Annotated in this window: 13 protein-coding genes; 5 read left to right on the top strand and 8 right to left on the bottom strand. The window is 67.2% G+C overall.

The window, feature by feature from the left end; genetic code table 11:
• Nucleotide 1: 1 nt before the first annotated feature.
• The 3 genes from QF036_RS23125 to QF036_RS23115 all read right to left on the bottom strand — a co-directional run bounded on the left by QF036_RS23125 (nucleotide 2) and on the right by QF036_RS23115 (nucleotide 2970).
• A complete protein-coding gene (locus QF036_RS23125; RefSeq protein WP_307105497.1) occupies nucleotides 2–1102 on the bottom strand; it encodes a hypothetical protein in 1101 nt (366 codons plus the stop codon).
• 61 nt (nucleotides 1103–1163) lie between these two features.
• Nucleotides 1164–2162, bottom strand: a complete 999-nt coding sequence (locus QF036_RS23120) for a glycosyltransferase (RefSeq protein WP_307105496.1) — start codon at nucleotides 2160–2162, stop codon at nucleotides 1164–1166.
• 1 nt (nucleotide 2163) lies between these two features.
• Entirely contained in the window at nucleotides 2164–2970 is an 807-nt protein-coding gene (locus QF036_RS23115) for a glycosyltransferase family 2 protein (protein ID WP_307105495.1), read from the bottom strand.
• 279 nt (nucleotides 2971–3249) lie between these two features.
• On the opposite strand from QF036_RS23115, the gene QF036_RS23110 reads away from it, so the two are divergent.
• The gene (locus QF036_RS23110) at nucleotides 3250–4407 is read left to right on the top strand and encodes a glycoside hydrolase family 16 protein (RefSeq protein ID WP_307105494.1); all 1158 of its coding nucleotides are present in this window, start codon (nucleotides 3250–3252) and stop codon (nucleotides 4405–4407) included.
• A 21-nt stretch (nucleotides 4408–4428) separates the two neighbouring features.
• On the opposite strand, the gene QF036_RS23105 is transcribed toward QF036_RS23110, so the two are convergent.
• A complete protein-coding gene (locus QF036_RS23105) occupies nucleotides 4429–5565 on the bottom strand; it encodes a metallophosphoesterase (RefSeq protein WP_307105493.1) in 1137 nt (378 codons plus the stop codon).
• 257 nt (nucleotides 5566–5822) lie between these two features.
• Between QF036_RS23105 and QF036_RS23100 the strand changes: the two genes are divergently transcribed.
• Nucleotides 5823–6656: a S1 family peptidase gene (locus tag QF036_RS23100; protein ID WP_307105492.1), complete on the top strand. Its 834-nt coding sequence runs from the start codon at nucleotides 5823–5825 to the stop codon at nucleotides 6654–6656.
• Nucleotides 6657–6659: 3 nt separating this feature from the next.
• Here QF036_RS23100 and QF036_RS23095 read toward each other — a convergent pair whose 3' ends face one another.
• Nucleotides 6660–6995: a hypothetical protein gene (locus QF036_RS23095; RefSeq protein ID WP_307105491.1), complete on the bottom strand. Its 336-nt coding sequence runs from the start codon at nucleotides 6993–6995 to the stop codon at nucleotides 6660–6662.
• 229 nt (nucleotides 6996–7224) lie between these two features.
• Here QF036_RS23095 and clpB point away from each other — a divergent pair, with 229 nt between their 5' ends.
• Nucleotides 7225–9882 carry an ATP-dependent chaperone ClpB gene (gene clpB, locus QF036_RS23090; protein ID WP_307105490.1) on the top strand — a complete coding sequence of 886 codons (2658 nt, stop codon included), beginning with the start codon at nucleotides 7225–7227 and terminating at the stop codon, nucleotides 9880–9882.
• Nucleotides 9883–9914: 32 nt separating this feature from the next.
• Here clpB and QF036_RS23085 read toward each other — a convergent pair whose 3' ends face one another.
• Nucleotides 9915–10733: a septum formation family protein gene (locus tag QF036_RS23085; protein WP_307105489.1), complete on the bottom strand. Its 819-nt coding sequence runs from the start codon at nucleotides 10731–10733 to the stop codon at nucleotides 9915–9917.
• Nucleotides 10734–11060: 327 nt separating this feature from the next.
• Here QF036_RS23085 and QF036_RS23080 point away from each other — a divergent pair, with 327 nt between their 5' ends.
• Both QF036_RS23080 and QF036_RS23075 read left to right on the top strand, forming a co-directional pair.
• The gene (locus QF036_RS23080; RefSeq protein ID WP_003803040.1) at nucleotides 11061–11294 is read left to right on the top strand and encodes a DUF3073 domain-containing protein; all 234 of its coding nucleotides are present in this window, start codon (nucleotides 11061–11063) and stop codon (nucleotides 11292–11294) included.
• Between the two features lie 329 nt (nucleotides 11295–11623).
• On the top strand, nucleotides 11624–12418 hold the full coding sequence (locus QF036_RS23075; RefSeq protein WP_307105488.1) for a VOC family protein: 795 nt from the start codon (nucleotides 11624–11626) through the stop codon (nucleotides 12416–12418).
• A gap of 73 nt (nucleotides 12419–12491) precedes the next feature.
• Here the strand turns inward: QF036_RS23075 and purM are convergent, their stop codons facing one another.
• Complete coding sequence (gene purM, locus QF036_RS23070; protein WP_307105487.1) at nucleotides 12492–13655, bottom strand: phosphoribosylformylglycinamidine cyclo-ligase; 1164 nt, start codon at nucleotides 13653–13655, stop codon at nucleotides 12492–12494.
• Complete coding sequence (gene purF / locus QF036_RS23065) at nucleotides 13652–15388, bottom strand: amidophosphoribosyltransferase (protein ID WP_307105486.1); 1737 nt, start codon at nucleotides 15386–15388, stop codon at nucleotides 13652–13654. Before purF ends, purM begins: the two co-directional genes overlap by 4 nt.
• Nucleotides 15389–15398 lie beyond the last annotated feature (10 nt).

Genomic DNA, 15398 nt, shown 5'->3' with positions numbered 1-15398 from the left:
GTCACTCCTCCAGCTTGGAGCTGATCAGGCCGGCAACGTAGTCGGACGTCCGGTCTGCGGACCACGAGGCGGGAATCCGGAGCAGGGAGCAGGGCACGTCGTCCAAGGCCCGGCGCACCACTGCCGCCTTCTGGCTGAAGAACTCCTCCAGCGGAACGAGGCCGGTCGCACCCAGCGCCTCGATCAGCCGCCGTGACACCACCGGTAGCTCCGAATGGAAGTTCCCGACGATGCGGGAAGTCATCCATTCGCGGGTTCGCGTCTCCAGCCGGGCTTCGGACCCGTCATAGCGTTCGAGGAAGATGGCCAGCCGGGTGAGCGCCGCCGACGAGATGCCCTCCTGCCCGAAGACCAGCTCCGGATGAACCATCCGGTGCTCGGGGGACCAGCGGCGCGTGAAGGCGGCGGTCTTCGGGTAGCGGACGATCACCGGATGGACGGCGGTGGCGAGGTGGGCCACCGTGTTCGTAAGCCAGCCCGGGGCGAGGGGCTTGCGGGCACCGCTGAACACCTCGGGGTAGATCCTGCGGTGGTGCGGCTTGAGGAACATCGGCTTCGCGTAGCCCATGAGCATGCCGCCGGCATCCAGGAAGGCCCAGTCATCGGCCATGAACCGCACGCCGGGCATGGCTACGAGCTTCGCGACGGTGCTGGTTTTGCCCACGCCGCCCCAGGCGGGAAGGAGGACTCCCGAGCCGCGGAAGTCGACCACCGCCGCGTGGATCATGGCGGCGTTCTGCCTGATGCAGAGCCAGTCCAGCAGGGGGATGACGGCGGTCAGCAGCTCGCCACGGCCCTGGACCGAGTACCCGTCGCGTGTTTCCTGGACCTGGACGCGGTCCGCGGGGATGTAGAGCGAGTCCGGCGTGAACCGGTAGGCGTCCTCGGCGTGCGACTGTTCCGCCACCTCCTCTGTTTCCGCGCTGACGTTCAGCCGGAGCGGTGCCCGCGACGGTCCCAGGAACGGAGCGAGCATGTCCCGCAGCTGCGCTTCGCCGGGGGTATCGGGGGCAACATCGATGCCCACGAGGCCGTGGATATCGAAGCTGGTGCCGGTGGACGGGAGCGAATCCCGCAGAACGTCTTTTTCGGACTGGCTCATGCCCCGTACCCTCCAGCGGTATCGGCGTTACGGACAGGGGTGTACTGCGGATGCATCCGGATCATTTGACTTCCCTCCAGCTGGCGTGTGGCTCGTGCGGCGCGAGACCCGCGTCCGCCGGATCAAGGGGGAGGCGGCGTCCCCGGATGTACCCGCAGGTAGTTACGGCAAGCACGGCGACCGTGGCCATTGCGCGTCGCAGGCCGGCAGGGTCCGTTCCCCGGATCCTGCCCGCTATCCCCGCCGCCACGGCGCGCGGCAGCACGCTGCGGACGTACCGGCGCTCGGGCCCCAGGGCGCGCTTGTGGCCGACGATCTTGCTGACCAGGGCTTTGGATATCCCCTCAGACCAGGCGCGCCGCAGCATGTAGCTCAGCGTGCCCCGCTCGGCGGGAACGAAATGGTTCACCAGTGCCGCCGGTTCGTACACCACCCGGCCACCGGGCGAACCGATGGCCGCCCTGATGCAGATTTCCGTCTCCTCGCAGCCCAGTGGCAGCGAGTTCTGGCGGCCTAGGGAAGTGTTGAAACCTCCCACCACCTGGAGGACCTGGGAGCGGAAGGACATGTTGGCGCCGATGACGTTGCGCACCTCGGCCGCCACCTTGGGCATGCCGCGGTGCGTGCAGCCGATGATCCAGTCGAGCTCCTCGCCGAAATAGGCTGGCCGGCTTGTTTCCCATTCCGGCACGACGCGTCCGCCCACGGCCAGTACGTCGGGGTCGTCGTAGAGGGCCGTCAGCCGCTCCAGCCAGTCCGGGGCCGCCACTGCGTCGTCATCGAGGAAGGCAACGACGCCGGCAGTCGCCGCCGCGGCCCCCGTGTTCCGGGCTCCCGAGAGGCCTTTGGGACCGGTGTTCTCCAGGAGCACGACATCGTCCACCGTAAAGATGAGCCTTTTGTAGAGATCCACGTTGTAGTCGACCACCACGATCGTCTGCTGCGGCCGCACGGTTTGGGCGCGGACGGATTCGACGGCGGCCATCAGCCTGTCCCACCGGTCTTCCGTGTAGGAGCAGATCACCACCGAAGCAGTAGGGAGCCCTTCAGTGTGGTTCACGTTATTCACCCGCTATCAGGCCAAGGACGGTGGCCGGATCCGTCGGAATGTGGGGGAGGGTCATGCTGGGGTACCTGTATTTCACGCGCCTAAGCGACTCTGGCCGGGCGCCGGCCGTGGGTGCTTCCCAGCCCACGCATTCACGGGCCAGGGTCCGCAGTACCCGCCACCCGTCGCGGAAGGTATGAAGGTTGGAGTTGCCGGAGATCCGGGTCAGTTCGTTGCTGGGCACCTCGGCGATCCGCAGGCCCGCCCTGGAGGCACGGACGATCAGCTCGGTTTCAATCTCGAACCCTTCAGACTCCAGCTCGAGGATCTGGAGGCACTCCCGCCGCATGGCGATGTAGCCGTAGCAAAGATCCGAATAGTTGCTGTGCAGGACAAGGTTGGCCAGGCGGGTCAGGGTGCGGTTACCGGCGCTGCGGAGCAGGGTGATGTCCTCGGAGCCCCCGCCCGTGACGTACCGGGAGCCCTTGACGAAGTCGAATTCATGCTGGAGCGGCGAGATGAACCAGCCGATTTCCTGCGGATCCATGCTCCCGTCGGCATCAAGCATGACGATGATGTCCCCGGATGCCGCGGCCAGCCCGGCCCGGACGGCGAATCCCTTGCCCGCCTGGGGTTCCGAGACCACCACGACGTCCAGGCGCAGGGCGCGGGCCACGTCGACAGTGCTGTCCAGGGAACGGCCGTCGACGATCACCACCTCGTCCACATACGAGGGCATGCGGCGAAGGACCCACGGGAGGTTCATGGCTTCATTCAGGGTGGGAATCACCACGCTGATGGAGGCCAGGGGTACCGGCACCGCATGTGGTGCACGAACAGTTGAAACTTGTATGGGGATGGTCACTAGCCTCACCACTCATCGGAGTCGTATGCCTATGCCCGGCCGAGCAGCCTCCCCGAATGGATACGGGAAAATCGAAGCGCCTGCTGCTGCGGTACTGGCAACTTGCTTGCACTCCCCCTCGGATCATGTTCGGCCGGGCAACTTGTAAAAAGCTTGGGATGCCTTGAACCGACCCCAGTTTTGGGGGTCGAAGAATCCTTGGATGCGGTTAGTCTCCGGTGCCACACTTGCCCCATGGTTAACTCAGCTCACGGCAGACACCGTGGGCGCCGCACTTTGCCCCGGTTCCCAGGGCGGCTGGCTGTGCTCGCGGCGGTGGCGGCGCTGACGGTGTACGGAACGGTGGCTACGGAAGCGCAGCGGCTTCCGCCGGACCGGCTGCCCGCCGCCGAACCATCGGCGACCGAAACGGGCGCTGCGTCAGCGGCCGGACCCCCAGCGTCTTCCTCCCCTGCATCGTCGTCCCCGGCATCTTCATCCCCGGCTGCGAAGGCTGCCAAGCCCGCCCCGCCGTCGTCATCCCGTCCGGAGCCAACCCGGGCCGCGGCCCCGGCAACGGGGCCATCCGCAGCCGCGCCGCCCTCAACGGCGGCCCCGGTGGCGCCGCCCCCGCCAAGACCCCTGACCCAGAAGGTGCCGGCAGCCGACCCTAGGCTGCACCAGCTGCCCACTGGTGACCTTCCCGGGTGGAAACAGGTGTTCCGGGAGGACTTCAACCAGGGAAACGTGCCCGTTGGCGGATTTCCGGGCCCTGCCTACGCTGCAAAGTGGAGCGCCGGGTACGTGGACGGCACCCCGGACACGGCCGGGCAGCGGGGCGCGAAGTCGGGCTATTACCCCTCCAAGGTGCTCAGCGTGAAGAACGGCATGCTGGACTGGTATCTGCACACGGAGAACGGCGTATCGATGGGGGCCGCGCCCACCCCCAAAATCCCGAACAGCAGCACCAACCCGCACCGGGCCAACAGTCTCCTCTACGGGAGGTTCTCGGTACGGTTCAAGGCCGATCCGTTGCGCGGCTTCAAGACTGCCTGGCTGCTGTGGCCGGACAGCGGGATCTGGCCCCGCGACGGCGAACTCGACTTCCCCGAGGGGGACCTCTCCACGAAGTTCTACGGTGCCGTTCACAAGATGGGTAACGACCCCTACGCCACCGATATCTTCTACTCCGACACCACCTTCACCCAGTGGCACGTGGCCACGATGGAGTGGAGCCCGGGCAAAGTCGAGTTTTTCCTCGACGGCCGCTCGCTTGGGGCGGGAACTTCGCGGACGCCGAATATCCCGATGCACTACATTCTCCAGACCGAAGCCTGCCTGTTCGGCTGCCCCAAACCGGACACAGCGGGGCACGTCTACCTGGACTGGATTGCCATCTGGAAGCGGGGTTAGGGATGCCGGTTCGACGGCGAGCTACTTCCGTTTGATCTCGAAGCTGTCCGTGAACGTGTAGCCGGCCGCCGGAACGAACCGCGCTGAGAGCCGGTCCGCGGTGGCCGTTACGTCCAGGGTGCCGAGGGCCGCGTCGTGGTTCTTTCCGGACCGGGCAGCAAAGTAGGGGGATTCGGGATCCTGGTCGTTGACCTCATAGAGTCCCACTCCGCCGGTTCCCACGGTGGCGAACACGGTTCCGGCGCCCTGGACCATGGCGTTGTCCGGGTCGGCGAGGCAGCCTCCGGAGAAAGTGTCCGGCACCAGCGCCGGGCAATCTTGGCCGCGGCCCAGCTGATGGCTCCGCTGGTAGTTGTGGTCGTGGCCGGTCACCACCAGGTCCGCCTTCTTGTCGATGAGCAGGTTGGTGAAATCGCGCCCGGCCTGGCAGTCATACTTGCCCACGCTGAAGCAGGGGGTGTGCATGCCGACGACGGTCCACGGGATCTTCTTGGACCTCGCGCCGTCAAGGGCGGCCGCTGTCCACAGCCAGCGCTCGCTGCCCCTGGAGTAGTCAAGGGTGTTTCCGTCGTGGAACTTGATGCCGGGGGACACCATGATGAAGCGCACCAGCGGGTCCCGTTCCGGGTAGTCGGCGTACCACTGGATTCCGTACTCGCCTATAAGTCCCGGCAGTTTGTTGGGCAGGCAGTTGACGATGTTGGCGATGTCGCCGTCGTGGCCGTCGCTCTCATGGTTTCCCGTGACCACCTGGTAGGGAAAGTCCCCGCCCAGCTTGCCTGTGACCATGTCGCAGAATTCCTGCTCACGCCCCGCCTCGTAGGAGAAATCCCCGAGAGCCAGATTCAGCTCGGGACCGAGGCCGTTGATGGCGTCAAGCACCTCGCGTGCCCCCGTGCTCAGCCCGATGTCGCCCTGGGCCGTGAAATGGACAGCGGCGGGGTCGGACTTTGTCGGCGAGGAGGGTCCAGTGGGGGAAGATGACCCTGCCGGGCCGGGCGGCGCGGTTGCCTGCGGTCCGGACGAGCCGGGCGAAACCGGCGTTTCCGACGACGGCGGCGGGGGCGGACCCTGTTGGCAGGCAGTTAGCAGCAGCGCCAGTGAGAGCACGGCCGGAGCCACGCCGGACCATCTCCGCTGTTTCGACTGTCCAGGCATGATCCCTCACCTCACGGAACCGAGCCTGATGCCGCTGCAGGCTGGGGAACAGTATCTACTGCTAGGCCCTCAGGGTAATGCCCGCAGCGCCGCCAGACCATACACCGGACCCGGCATCCCTACACCAACCCCGGTGTGGGATGAATAATGACATTTCATGTCATGAATATGACAAATCTTGTCATTGAACGTAGGCTCGCAGCCGGACCTCTCGCACCCAACGCACCCTCTCCCGCCCGACACTAAGGAGCCTCACGTTGAAGATCGCGAAAATCCTGGCCACGGCCGCGGCCAGCGCGGCGTTGCTGGCTCCCGTTCTTTGCGGCCCGCCGGCCCAGGCCGCCCCTGCCAAGGAAGCAGCCCCGGCACAAGAAGTAGCGCTGGCCAAGGAAGTGCCCGCCAAGGAGGTGCCGACCCCCTCCGGTGACGGCACGTTCAGCAGGGACATCGCCGGCGGCAGTACCACCACAGTTTCAGCCGCCCCCTTTGTGGCGCAAGTTTCCTTCGACTCCGCAGGTGCCAACGTGGGGTGCACCGGCAGCCAGATCGCCGCGGGCTGGGTCATCACGGCCAAGCACTGCAACTCCACGAGCCTGAGGTCGGTCCGGCTGGGCACCAGCTACCTCGGAACCGGCGGCGTGGTCCGTTCGGTTGCCGCGCGCTACGCGGCACCGGCCGGGGATGTCCTGCTGCTGAAGCTGTCCACGCCCTACTACGGCTCCTATGTGGGCCTGTCCAGTTCCTTTCCTGCCACCGGAACGCCCGCGACGGTCTACGGCTGGGGCGACCAGTCCGAGGGGTCCGGCGCCATGTCCTACTACCTCAAGGCGGCGGGCGTCTCGGTGGTCTGGCAGGGCGTGGACAACTATGGCGGCCCGTCCGTCCGGACGCGGTCGGAGAGCGGCCACCCGCTCAGTGGCGACTCGGGCGGGCCGCTGATCGTGAACGGCAAACTTGCAGGGGTACTGTCCACGTCGGACATCCTGCCGGCCCGGAACCCTGCGAGTTACACCGGCTACTACAACGACCACGCCTCCGTGGTCCGCAACCTCGCCTGGATCGCCAGCGTCTCGGGAGTCCAGGGCTCGTAGGAGTTACATCCCGGGCAGGTCCAGGGTCTCGTACACCTGGATGCTGGCGCCGGGCATCATGAGGTGCGGGTGCCCCTCAAGCAGGGCCAACGCGCCGCCCATGTCCTCGGCCTGCAGGATGCCGTATCCACCCACGCTGGTGTTCGTGTCCGAGGTGCCCGACTGGCTGACCTCCTTGCCGGCACCCAGGGGCTGACCCATGTCCACGATGCCGCTGCCCGCCCGGGACGCCCACTCCATCCAGGCCTTCATGCCCTCCTGCGCGGCCTCGGGGGAACTCTCCGCCATCTGGGATTGTGCCGACTGCGGTGCGTTGTAAAGAACTACAAACTTCTTCATTGCCGGTCCTGTCTCTGGAGAAGTGGGGGCGTGACCATCGCAGCCACAGGTCCGATCCTAGGGGGATTCGGCCTGCGGGGATACAGTTCAAGGGCCACCGTTTACGGAAAATTCGCCCTACCACCGAGTGGGCATTTCGCTGTGGGAAAACTTGGCCGTGAAGACCTGAAAAGCAAAGTTGAGCGTAGTAGACTCAACTTAGCTAAACCGTCTTCGAAAGGAGCTCTCTTTGGACGTCAAATTCACCACCAAGAGCCAGGAGGCTCTTTCGGCTGCCGCCATGAACGCCTCCACGGCCGGGAACCCGCAGGTGGAACCCGCCCACCTGCTCAAGGCGCTGATGGATCAGCGGGAGGGTGTCGCCGTCGTACTCCTCCGTGCCACCGGAGCGGACCCGGACGCTGTCAGCGTCCAGGCCAGTACCGCCATCAAGGCACTGCCCGCCACGTCCGGAAGCTCGGTCCAGCAGGCCCAGCTGTCCCGGCCGTCCCTGCAGGCCATCCAGAATGCCCAGAACGAGGCCGACAAGCTGGGCGATTCTTTTGTCTCCACCGAGCACCTGCTGCTGGGGCTCTCGGCCGGAAGCGACGGCGTGGGCAGGCTGCTGCGCGACGCCGGCGCGTCCCACGAGGCGCTGGCGGCGGCCCTTCCGGGTGTCCGCGGCGACCGCAAGGTCAACTCGCCCGATCCCGAAAACACCTTCCAGGCCCTGGAGAAGTTCGGCACCGACCTCACCGCGGTGGCGCGTTCGGGGAAGCTGGATCCGGTCATTGGCCGTGACAGTGAAATCCGGCGCGTCGTGCAGGTGCTCAGCCGCCGGACCAAGAACAACCCCGTGCTGATCGGCGAGCCGGGCGTCGGCAAGACCGCCGTCGTCGAGGGCCTGGCGCAGCGGATGGTGGCCGGCGACGTGCCGGAGAGCCTTCGCGGCAAGACCCTGATCGCCCTTGACCTGGCCTCCATGGTGGCCGGCGCCAAGTACCGCGGCGAATTTGAGGAGCGCCTCAAGGCCGTCCTTGAGGAGATCAAGAACTCCGAAGGCCGGATTGTCACGTTCATCGATGAGCTGCACACCGTGGTGGGAGCCGGGGCCAGCGGCGAGAGCGCCATGGACGCCGGCAACATGCTCAAGCCCATGCTGGCCCGGGGTGAGCTGCGGCTGATCGGCGCCACCACCCTCGACGAGTACCGCGAGAACATCGAGAAGGACCCCGCCCTGGAGCGCCGCTTCCAGCAGGTGTACGTCGGGGAGCCCAGCGTGGACGACACCATCGGCATCCTCCGCGGCCTGAAGGAGCGGTACGAGGCCCACCACAAGGTTGCCATCGCCGACTCCGCGCTGGTGGCTGCCGCGACGCTCTCCAACCGCTACATTTCCGGCCGGCAACTGCCGGACAAGGCGATCGACCTCGTGGACGAGGCCGCCTCCCGGCTGCGCATGGAGATTGACTCCGCCCCGGAGGAGATCGACCAGCTGCGGCGCGCCGTCGACCGGCTCACCATGGAGGAGCTCGCCCTGCAGGGCGAGACGGACGCCGCGTCGGTGGAGCGCCTCGCCGCCCTGCGGGCCGACATGGCGGACAAGAAGGAGCAGCTGGCTAGCCTGAACGCCCGCTGGGAGGCCGAGAAGGCCGGCCTGAACCGCGTGGGAGACCTGAAAGCGAAACTGGATGAGCTGCGGTCCACGGCGGACAAGGCGCAGCGCGAAGGTGACCTGGAGACAGCGTCCCGGATCCTCTACGGCGAAATTCCGGCACTGGAACGCGAACTGAACGCCGCCGCCGAGGCCGAGGCCGCCGTCGCCGACAAGTCCGCGCTGATGGTGGCGGAGGACGTCACCGCCAACGACATCGCCGAGGTCATCTCGGCCTGGACAGGCATCCCGGCCGGCCGGATGCTCCAGGGCGAGAGCCAGAAGCTGCTGCACATGGAGGAGGAACTCGGCAAGCGGCTGATCGGCCAGTCCAAGGCCGTCACCGCCGTCTCCGACGCCGTGCGCCGCGCCCGGGCCGGCATCAGCGACCCCAACCGGCCCACCGGCTCCTTCCTGTTCCTCGGCCCCACCGGCGTCGGCAAAACCGAACTCGCCAAGGCGCTCGCGGACTTCCTGTTCGACGACGAACGCGCCATGGTGCGGATCGACATGTCCGAGTACAGCGAGAAGCACTCCGTGGCGCGCCTCGTCGGCGCGCCTCCCGGCTACGTCGGCTACGAGGAGGGCGGCCAGCTCACCGAGGCCGTCCGCCGCCGCCCGTACTCCGTGGTGCTGCTGGACGAGGTGGAGAAGGCCCACCCCGAGGTGTTCGACATCCTGCTGCAGGTGCTCGACGACGGCCGCCTCACCGACGGCCAGGGCCGCACCGTGGACTTCCGCAACGTGATCCTGGTGCTCACCTCCAACCTGGGCAGCCAGTTCCTTGTTGACCCGACGCTGGATGCGAACGCCAAGCGCAATGCCGTGATGGCCACGGTGAACGCCTCCTTCAAGCCGGAGTTCCTGAACCGGCTGGACGAGGTGGTGCTGTTCGATCCGCTGTCCGTCGAGGAGCTCGCCCGCATCGTCGAGCTGCAGGTGGCGGAGCTGACCAAGCGCCTGCACGAGCGGCGGCTCTCGCTCGAGGTCACCGAAGGTGCCCGCTCCTGGCTGGCGATGTCCGGCTTCGACTCGGCATACGGCGCCCGGCCGCTGCGCCGCCTCGTGCAGCGCGAAATCGGCGACCGGCTGGCCAAAGCCATCCTCGCCGGTGAAATCTCCGACGGCGACACGGTCCTGGTGGATACCGCCGCGGACCTTGGGGAACTCACCGTCAAGGGCCTGGAAGCACTCTCCGGGCCCGACGGCGGCGCGCCGCTGGGCAGCGGGCTCACGGTCCGCCGCCGGGACTAACGGGACGGGACTGACGGGAAGGGGGCAGGGAACTACGGGAGCAGGCTTGCCTTGATGACGTTGCCCGACGCGGCGACGTAGCAGTCCACGCGGCGGTCACCCTTGGCCCAGCTTGCCGTGCTCGGATAGGCGAGGCGGTAGTTCAGGTTATAGGCATTGGACTTCTCCGTCAGCGCCGCCGTCTGGCACGTCTCCCTGGCCCTTGTCTTCAGGCCCTCCCGTCCCGGGTACGCGTCACCGTCGGCGTAATGGGTGACCGCCACCAGCTGGGCGGAATGGCCGGAGGTGCACGCAACCACGGTGGACTTGGATGCCTCGGGGTCGAAGTCCTTGAAGCAGTCCCCGACCCGGAAGTCCAGCGGGCCCACGTTGGCCAGGGGCAGGCTCGGCCGGGGCGATACCGCCGGCGCGGCGGGGGAGGGCTGCGCCGCGGTTGCCGCGGGCCGGTTGGCGGCCTGCATGGTGGCACTGGCGAGGAGTGACGTCAGGAGCCACACGAGCAGGCCGCCCACCACAAGCAGCGCAACGACAAAACCGGCCTTGAGCAGGGTTTGCCGGACCTCGGTCTGCGCGAGCCGGGAACGGACCGAGCCGAGGAGGCTTTCGAGCCGGGCTGTGCTGGATTGGGCAACACCGGGCCGGGCAGTACCGGGCGGGGCAGCGCCGGGCGGGGCAGCGCCGGGTTGAGCTGCACTGGGTTGGGCCCGGCCCGGCCCGGCTGATTCTGGCCTTTCCGGTTGGGGCTCCGCCGGTTCGCGGCCGGCTGATTGGGCCTCGGCCGGCTCGGGCTGCACGGTGACGGAGCGGACCGGCCCGCGTTCCCCGTCGTGGCTGGGATCGTTGTCATTCATATGGGGGCGGCACCCCTTCCTGGCGTTCGCTCGGCGGTGAGGATCCGGTATCAATGCGTTTCCGCGGTGTGGCCCTGGCGGCTGGTTGCCGGATTCCCCTGCCCGCTTATTTCAGTCGTTCAGGAGACTCTATCGAACAAAAAATCCCTGCGAGCCCGGGATTGCCGAGGAGAAGTGGGCCACGGGGGCCTCCGGAGGCCCCCGTGGCAAGCAGATGCCGCCGAAAGCATGTAATCTAGGGGTACGACAAATTGACCAAACATTCCGGGGCCTCACCGATCGCCAAAGGTGACCACCTCCGGTCCAAGTACAAAAGGGGGTCACGCCATGGGGCGCGGCCGTCAAAAGGCAAAAGCTACCAAGCAGGCTCGGGACATCAAGTACTACTCCCCGAACACCGATTATTCGGCCCTACAGCGTGAGCTCACGGGTCCGGGAAGTCGTGCCACGAGCCATTTCGCGAATGAACCGGTCGAGCCGGACTATTCAGCCTACGTGGATAAGTACGCGGACGATTTGGATGAAGACGACGACGAGGTAGACAGCCGTCGTATCGGTTAGTCGTTTCCCTGAACTGCCGTAAGGCAGTTGGCTGAACGCCGCCGTCGTACACCTCCTGGGCATTTCCCGCATTAGGGTTGCCCGTTTCCCTCCCTGACCCGGACATCTGGTCATAGCCAGAGACGTGGCCGCAGGGTGAGTCCAGGTGTCGCCACAGTTATCAGGCCCGTTGGGCACGCCAGTCCTTGGCGTGCCCAGCGGGCCTTTTGCCTTTCCGGATCCGTTGCAGGGGAAGCCCCGGAGGTGCTGGCCCAGCGACTCGTTGCCTTCACCGGACGGGCCGTGCACGTCTAGGCTGGAGGAACTCCGCCAACGAAAGGTACGGACCCATGGTTCAGCGCAGCGGGTACAGCCTCGGTGAGCTCTGCTGGGCGGACGTCCAGACGCCGGACGTGGCTGCGGCCAAAGCCTTCTACGCCGCCGTGTTCGGGTGGCGCTACGAGGACCTGCCGACTCCGGACGGCCGCAGCTATGCGAAGGCCTTCCTGGATGACGATCTCGTGGCGACGGTGGCGCCCCAGCCGCAGCAGGGCGGCGCACCGCGGCCCGCGCAGTGGAACGTCTACTTCGCCGCTGTGGATGCCCGGGCCGCCGCGGAGGAAGCCGATCACGCCGGCGGCTCGGTGCAGTTCGGCCCGGAGGACATCGGGGACACGGGAACCTTGGTGTTCGTGGAGCCGCCAGGCGGCGGCGCCACCGGCATCTGGCAGGCCGGTACCCACCCGGGCAGCGGGCGGCACAACGAGCCCGGCACGTTCGCCTGGGCCGAACTGATCACGCCCGAGCCGCAGGCCGCCGTCGGATTCTTCCAGCAGCTGTTCGGGCACGAGGTGACCGAATACCCCCAGGACGACGGCGGAACCTACACCACGCTGATGGTGAACGGCGCGGAGGTGGCGGGCATTGCCCCCGCTCCGGACGAGGACGAGGAGGACGGGGACGGCGACGCCGGCAGCCGCGGCTGGCAGGTCTACTTCGGCGTCTCCAGCGTCAAGGAAGCGGTGCTGTCGGCCGTCTCCGCCGGAGCCGAGGTGCTGGTGGAGCCGGAGTTCGACGACGACGGCGGCACCATCGCCACCCTGAAGGACCCGCAGGGCGGTGTGTTCAGCGTCCTGGAGCTTTAAAAACGCATCGAGTGCTCCGTAGCTGCCCCTATGAACGTTCTAAAGGGCAGATACGGAGCACTCGATCACGTATTTAGGCGTAGGTGTTGACCAGCTGGACTGCGCCGCCGTCCACGCCCTTGGCACCCTGCACGTAGTCCGGGCCGGTCTTGACCACGGCGTCCGAATCGGCGCTGACGGCGCCCATGATCCAGGACGGCAGTCCGCGCTCGTTCAGGCGGGCCACGGCGGCGTCTGCAGCCTCGGCGGAGACCACGGCAACCATGCCGACGCCAAGGTTCAGCGTGCGCTCCAGGTCGGGCAGCGGCACGCGGCCCAGCTCGGAGACGAGCTTGAAGATGGCGGGCAGCTCCCAGGTGGAGCGGTCAACGGTGGCCACGAGGCCCTGCGGCAGCACGCGGGCCAGGTTGGCTGCCAGGCCGCCGCCGGTGACGTGGCTGAAGCCGTGCACAGCCTTGTCCGCGGTGACCGGGAAGGCCCGGGCCAGGTCCAGGCAGTCGGCGGCGTAGACGCGGGTGGGTTCCAGCAGTTCCTCGCCCAGCGTGCGGCCGAGCTCGGACACCTGGCGGTCCAGGGCCCAGCCGGCGTGGTTGATGACGCGCCGGACCAGCGAGTAGCCGTTGGAGTGCAGGCCCGAGGAGGCCATGCCGATCACCACGTCGCCGGCACGGACGCGGTCCGGTCCGAGCAGCGCGTCAGCTTCCACAACGCCGGTGGCGGCGCCGGCGACGTCGTACTCGTGTTCGCCCAGCAGACCGGGGTGCTCGGCGGTTTCGCCGCCCACCAGCGCGGTGCCGGCCACGGAGCAGGCGGCAGCGATGCCGCGGACGATGTCCGCGATGCGCTCCGGAACCACCTTGCCGCAGGCGATGTAGTCGGTCATGTACAGCGGCTCGGCGCCCACCACCACGATGTCGTCCACCACCATGCCCACGAGGTCGTAGCCGATGGTGTCGTGGATGTCCATGGCCTGGGCGATGGCCACCTTGGTGCCCACGCCGTCCGTGGACGTGGCGAGCAGGGGCCTCTTGTAGGTGAGGAGCCTGGAGACGTCGTACAGGCCTGCGAAACCGCCGACGCCGCCAATCACCGATGCGTTGTGGGTTGCCTTGACGGCGTCCTTCATAAGCTCGACGGCGCGGTCGCCGGCCTCGACGTCCACACCGGCGGCCGCGTAGGTGATGCCGGTGTTGTTCTGGGCAGCATTCATGTCAGCAGTGGAGGAAGCGGAAGTCATAGGGACTCTTTCTTGTCAGCGCCGACGGTCGCAGCGTCGTGGTGGAGATCGGGTACGCGGTCGGCGTCGGTCAGCAGGTTCTCGAGTTCGGAATCCGGTCCCGGGTCACAGCCCGTGGCGCCCGGCTTTTCCGCGGGGTCCTCGGTCACCGGGATGCTCTCCGGGTTGCCGGGGGTGGCGGCGGCCGGTTCGATGGCGGCGTCAGCGACTGCATTCGTTGCCGGACCGGTGGCCGGAGCGGCAACAGACGGGGCAGGCAGGCCGCCAAGGTCCGTGCGCTCCAGCAGGTTCTTGCCGAGCTTGTCGGCGCCGGGAAGCTCGATGGGGTACTTGCCCGTGAAGCATGCTGTGCAGAGCCGTTCGCGGGGCTGCTGGGTGGCGCCGATCATGCCGTCTTCGGAAATGTACGCCAGCGAATCGGCGCCGATGGCCTGGGAAATCTCCTCGATGGTGGCGCCGTTGGCGATGAGCTCTGCCCGGGAAGCGAAGTCGATGCCGTAGAAGCAGGGCCACTGCACGGGCGGGGAGGAAATCTTGACGTGGACGGCGGCCGCGCCGGCCTCGCGGAGCATCCGGACGATGGCGCGCTGGGTGTTCCCGCGGACGATCGAGTCATCCACCACCACCACGCGCTTGCCGCGGATCACGGACTCCAGGGCGTTGAGCTTCAGCCGGATGCCCAGCTGGCGCAGCGTCTGCGACGGCTGGATGAACGTGCGGCCCACGTAGGAGTTCTTGACGAAGCCGTGCGCGAACGGGATGCCGGATTCCTCGGCGTAGCCCACGGCCGCGGGGGTGCCGGACTCGGGGACCGGGATGACGATGTCAGCGGTCTGAGTATTCTCGCGTGCCAGCTGGCGGCCCATCTCCACGCGGGATTCGTAGACCGACCGGCCGGCGATGGCGGCGTCGGGACGCGCGAGGTAGACGTATTCGAAAACGCAGCCGGCCGGCGTCGGGTCCGCGAAGCGGCGGGACCGCACGCCCTGCTCATCGATGGCGATGAACTCGCCGGGCTCGATCTCCCGGATGAAGCTGGCGCCGACGGTGGCGAGGGCTGACTGCTCGGAAGCGACAACCCAGCCGCGCTCCAGCCGGCCCAGGCAGAGCGGGCGGATGCCGAAGGTGTCGCGGGCTGCGTAGAGCGTGCCTTCGTCCATGAAGACGAAGCAGAAGCCGCCGCGGATCTTCGGAAGCAGTTCGAGGGCGGTCTCCTCGAGGGACTTGCCCTCTTCGCCTTCCAGCAGCGCCGTCACCAGGGCGGTGTCGGAGGTGTTGCCCTGCTTCATTTCGCCGCTGAGCTGGCCGCCGTTGCGCTCATGGATCATGGCGTTGAGTTCGGCCGTGTTGGTGAGGTTGCCGTTGTGCGCCAGGGCCACCGTGCCGGTGGCGGTAGCGCCCAGCGTGGGCTGCGCGTTGGCCCAGTGGCTGGCTCCGGTGGTGGAGTAGCGGCAGTGGCCCACGGCCAGGTGCCCGGTCAGGGTGTTCAGCGTGGTCTCGTCGAAGACCTGGGACACAAGGCCCATGTCCTTGTAGACGTTGATCCGCTTGCCGTCGCTGGTGGCTATACCAGCCGACTCCTGACCGCGGTGCTGCAGCGCGTACAGCCCGTAGTAGGTAAGTTTTGCTACTTCTTCACCTGGTGCCCAGACCCCGAAGACGCCGCAAGCGTCCATCGGGCCTTTTTCGCCAGGGAGAAGATCATGAGAAAGTTTTCCATCGCCGCGTGCCACTGGTCGATTA

It is taken from the genome of Arthrobacter globiformis (assembly GCF_030817195.1).
Taxonomy (GTDB): Bacteria; Actinomycetota; Actinomycetes; order Actinomycetales; family Micrococcaceae; genus Arthrobacter; species Arthrobacter globiformis_D.
This window is presented reverse-complemented; position numbering and strand designations above follow the sequence as displayed.

What these genes read in the sequence shown, in the direction of transcription:
- QF036_RS23125 (WP_307105497.1), bottom strand. Translation starts at nt 1,102, where the DNA reads ATGAGCCAGTCCGAAAAAGACGTTCTGCGGGATTCGCTCCCGTCCACC.
- QF036_RS23110 (WP_307105494.1), top strand. Translation starts at nt 3,250, where the DNA reads ATGGTTAACTCAGCTCACGGCAGACACCGTGGGCGCCGCACTTTGCCC.
- QF036_RS23105 (WP_307105493.1), bottom strand. Translation starts at nt 5,565, where the DNA reads ATGCCTGGACAGTCGAAACAGCGGAGATGGTCCGGCGTGGCTCCGGCC.
- QF036_RS23095 (WP_307105491.1), bottom strand. Translation starts at nt 6,995, where the DNA reads ATGAAGAAGTTTGTAGTTCTTTACAACGCACCGCAGTCGGCACAATCC.
- QF036_RS23085 (WP_307105489.1), bottom strand. Translation starts at nt 10,733, where the DNA reads ATGAATGACAACGATCCCAGCCACGACGGGGAACGCGGGCCGGTCCGC.
- QF036_RS23080 (WP_003803040.1), top strand. Translation starts at nt 11,061, where the DNA reads ATGGGGCGCGGCCGTCAAAAGGCAAAAGCTACCAAGCAGGCTCGGGAC.
- QF036_RS23075 (WP_307105488.1), top strand. Translation starts at nt 11,624, where the DNA reads ATGGTTCAGCGCAGCGGGTACAGCCTCGGTGAGCTCTGCTGGGCGGAC.
- purM (WP_307105487.1), bottom strand. Translation starts at nt 13,655, where the DNA reads ATGACTTCCGCTTCCTCCACTGCTGACATGAATGCTGCCCAGAACAAC.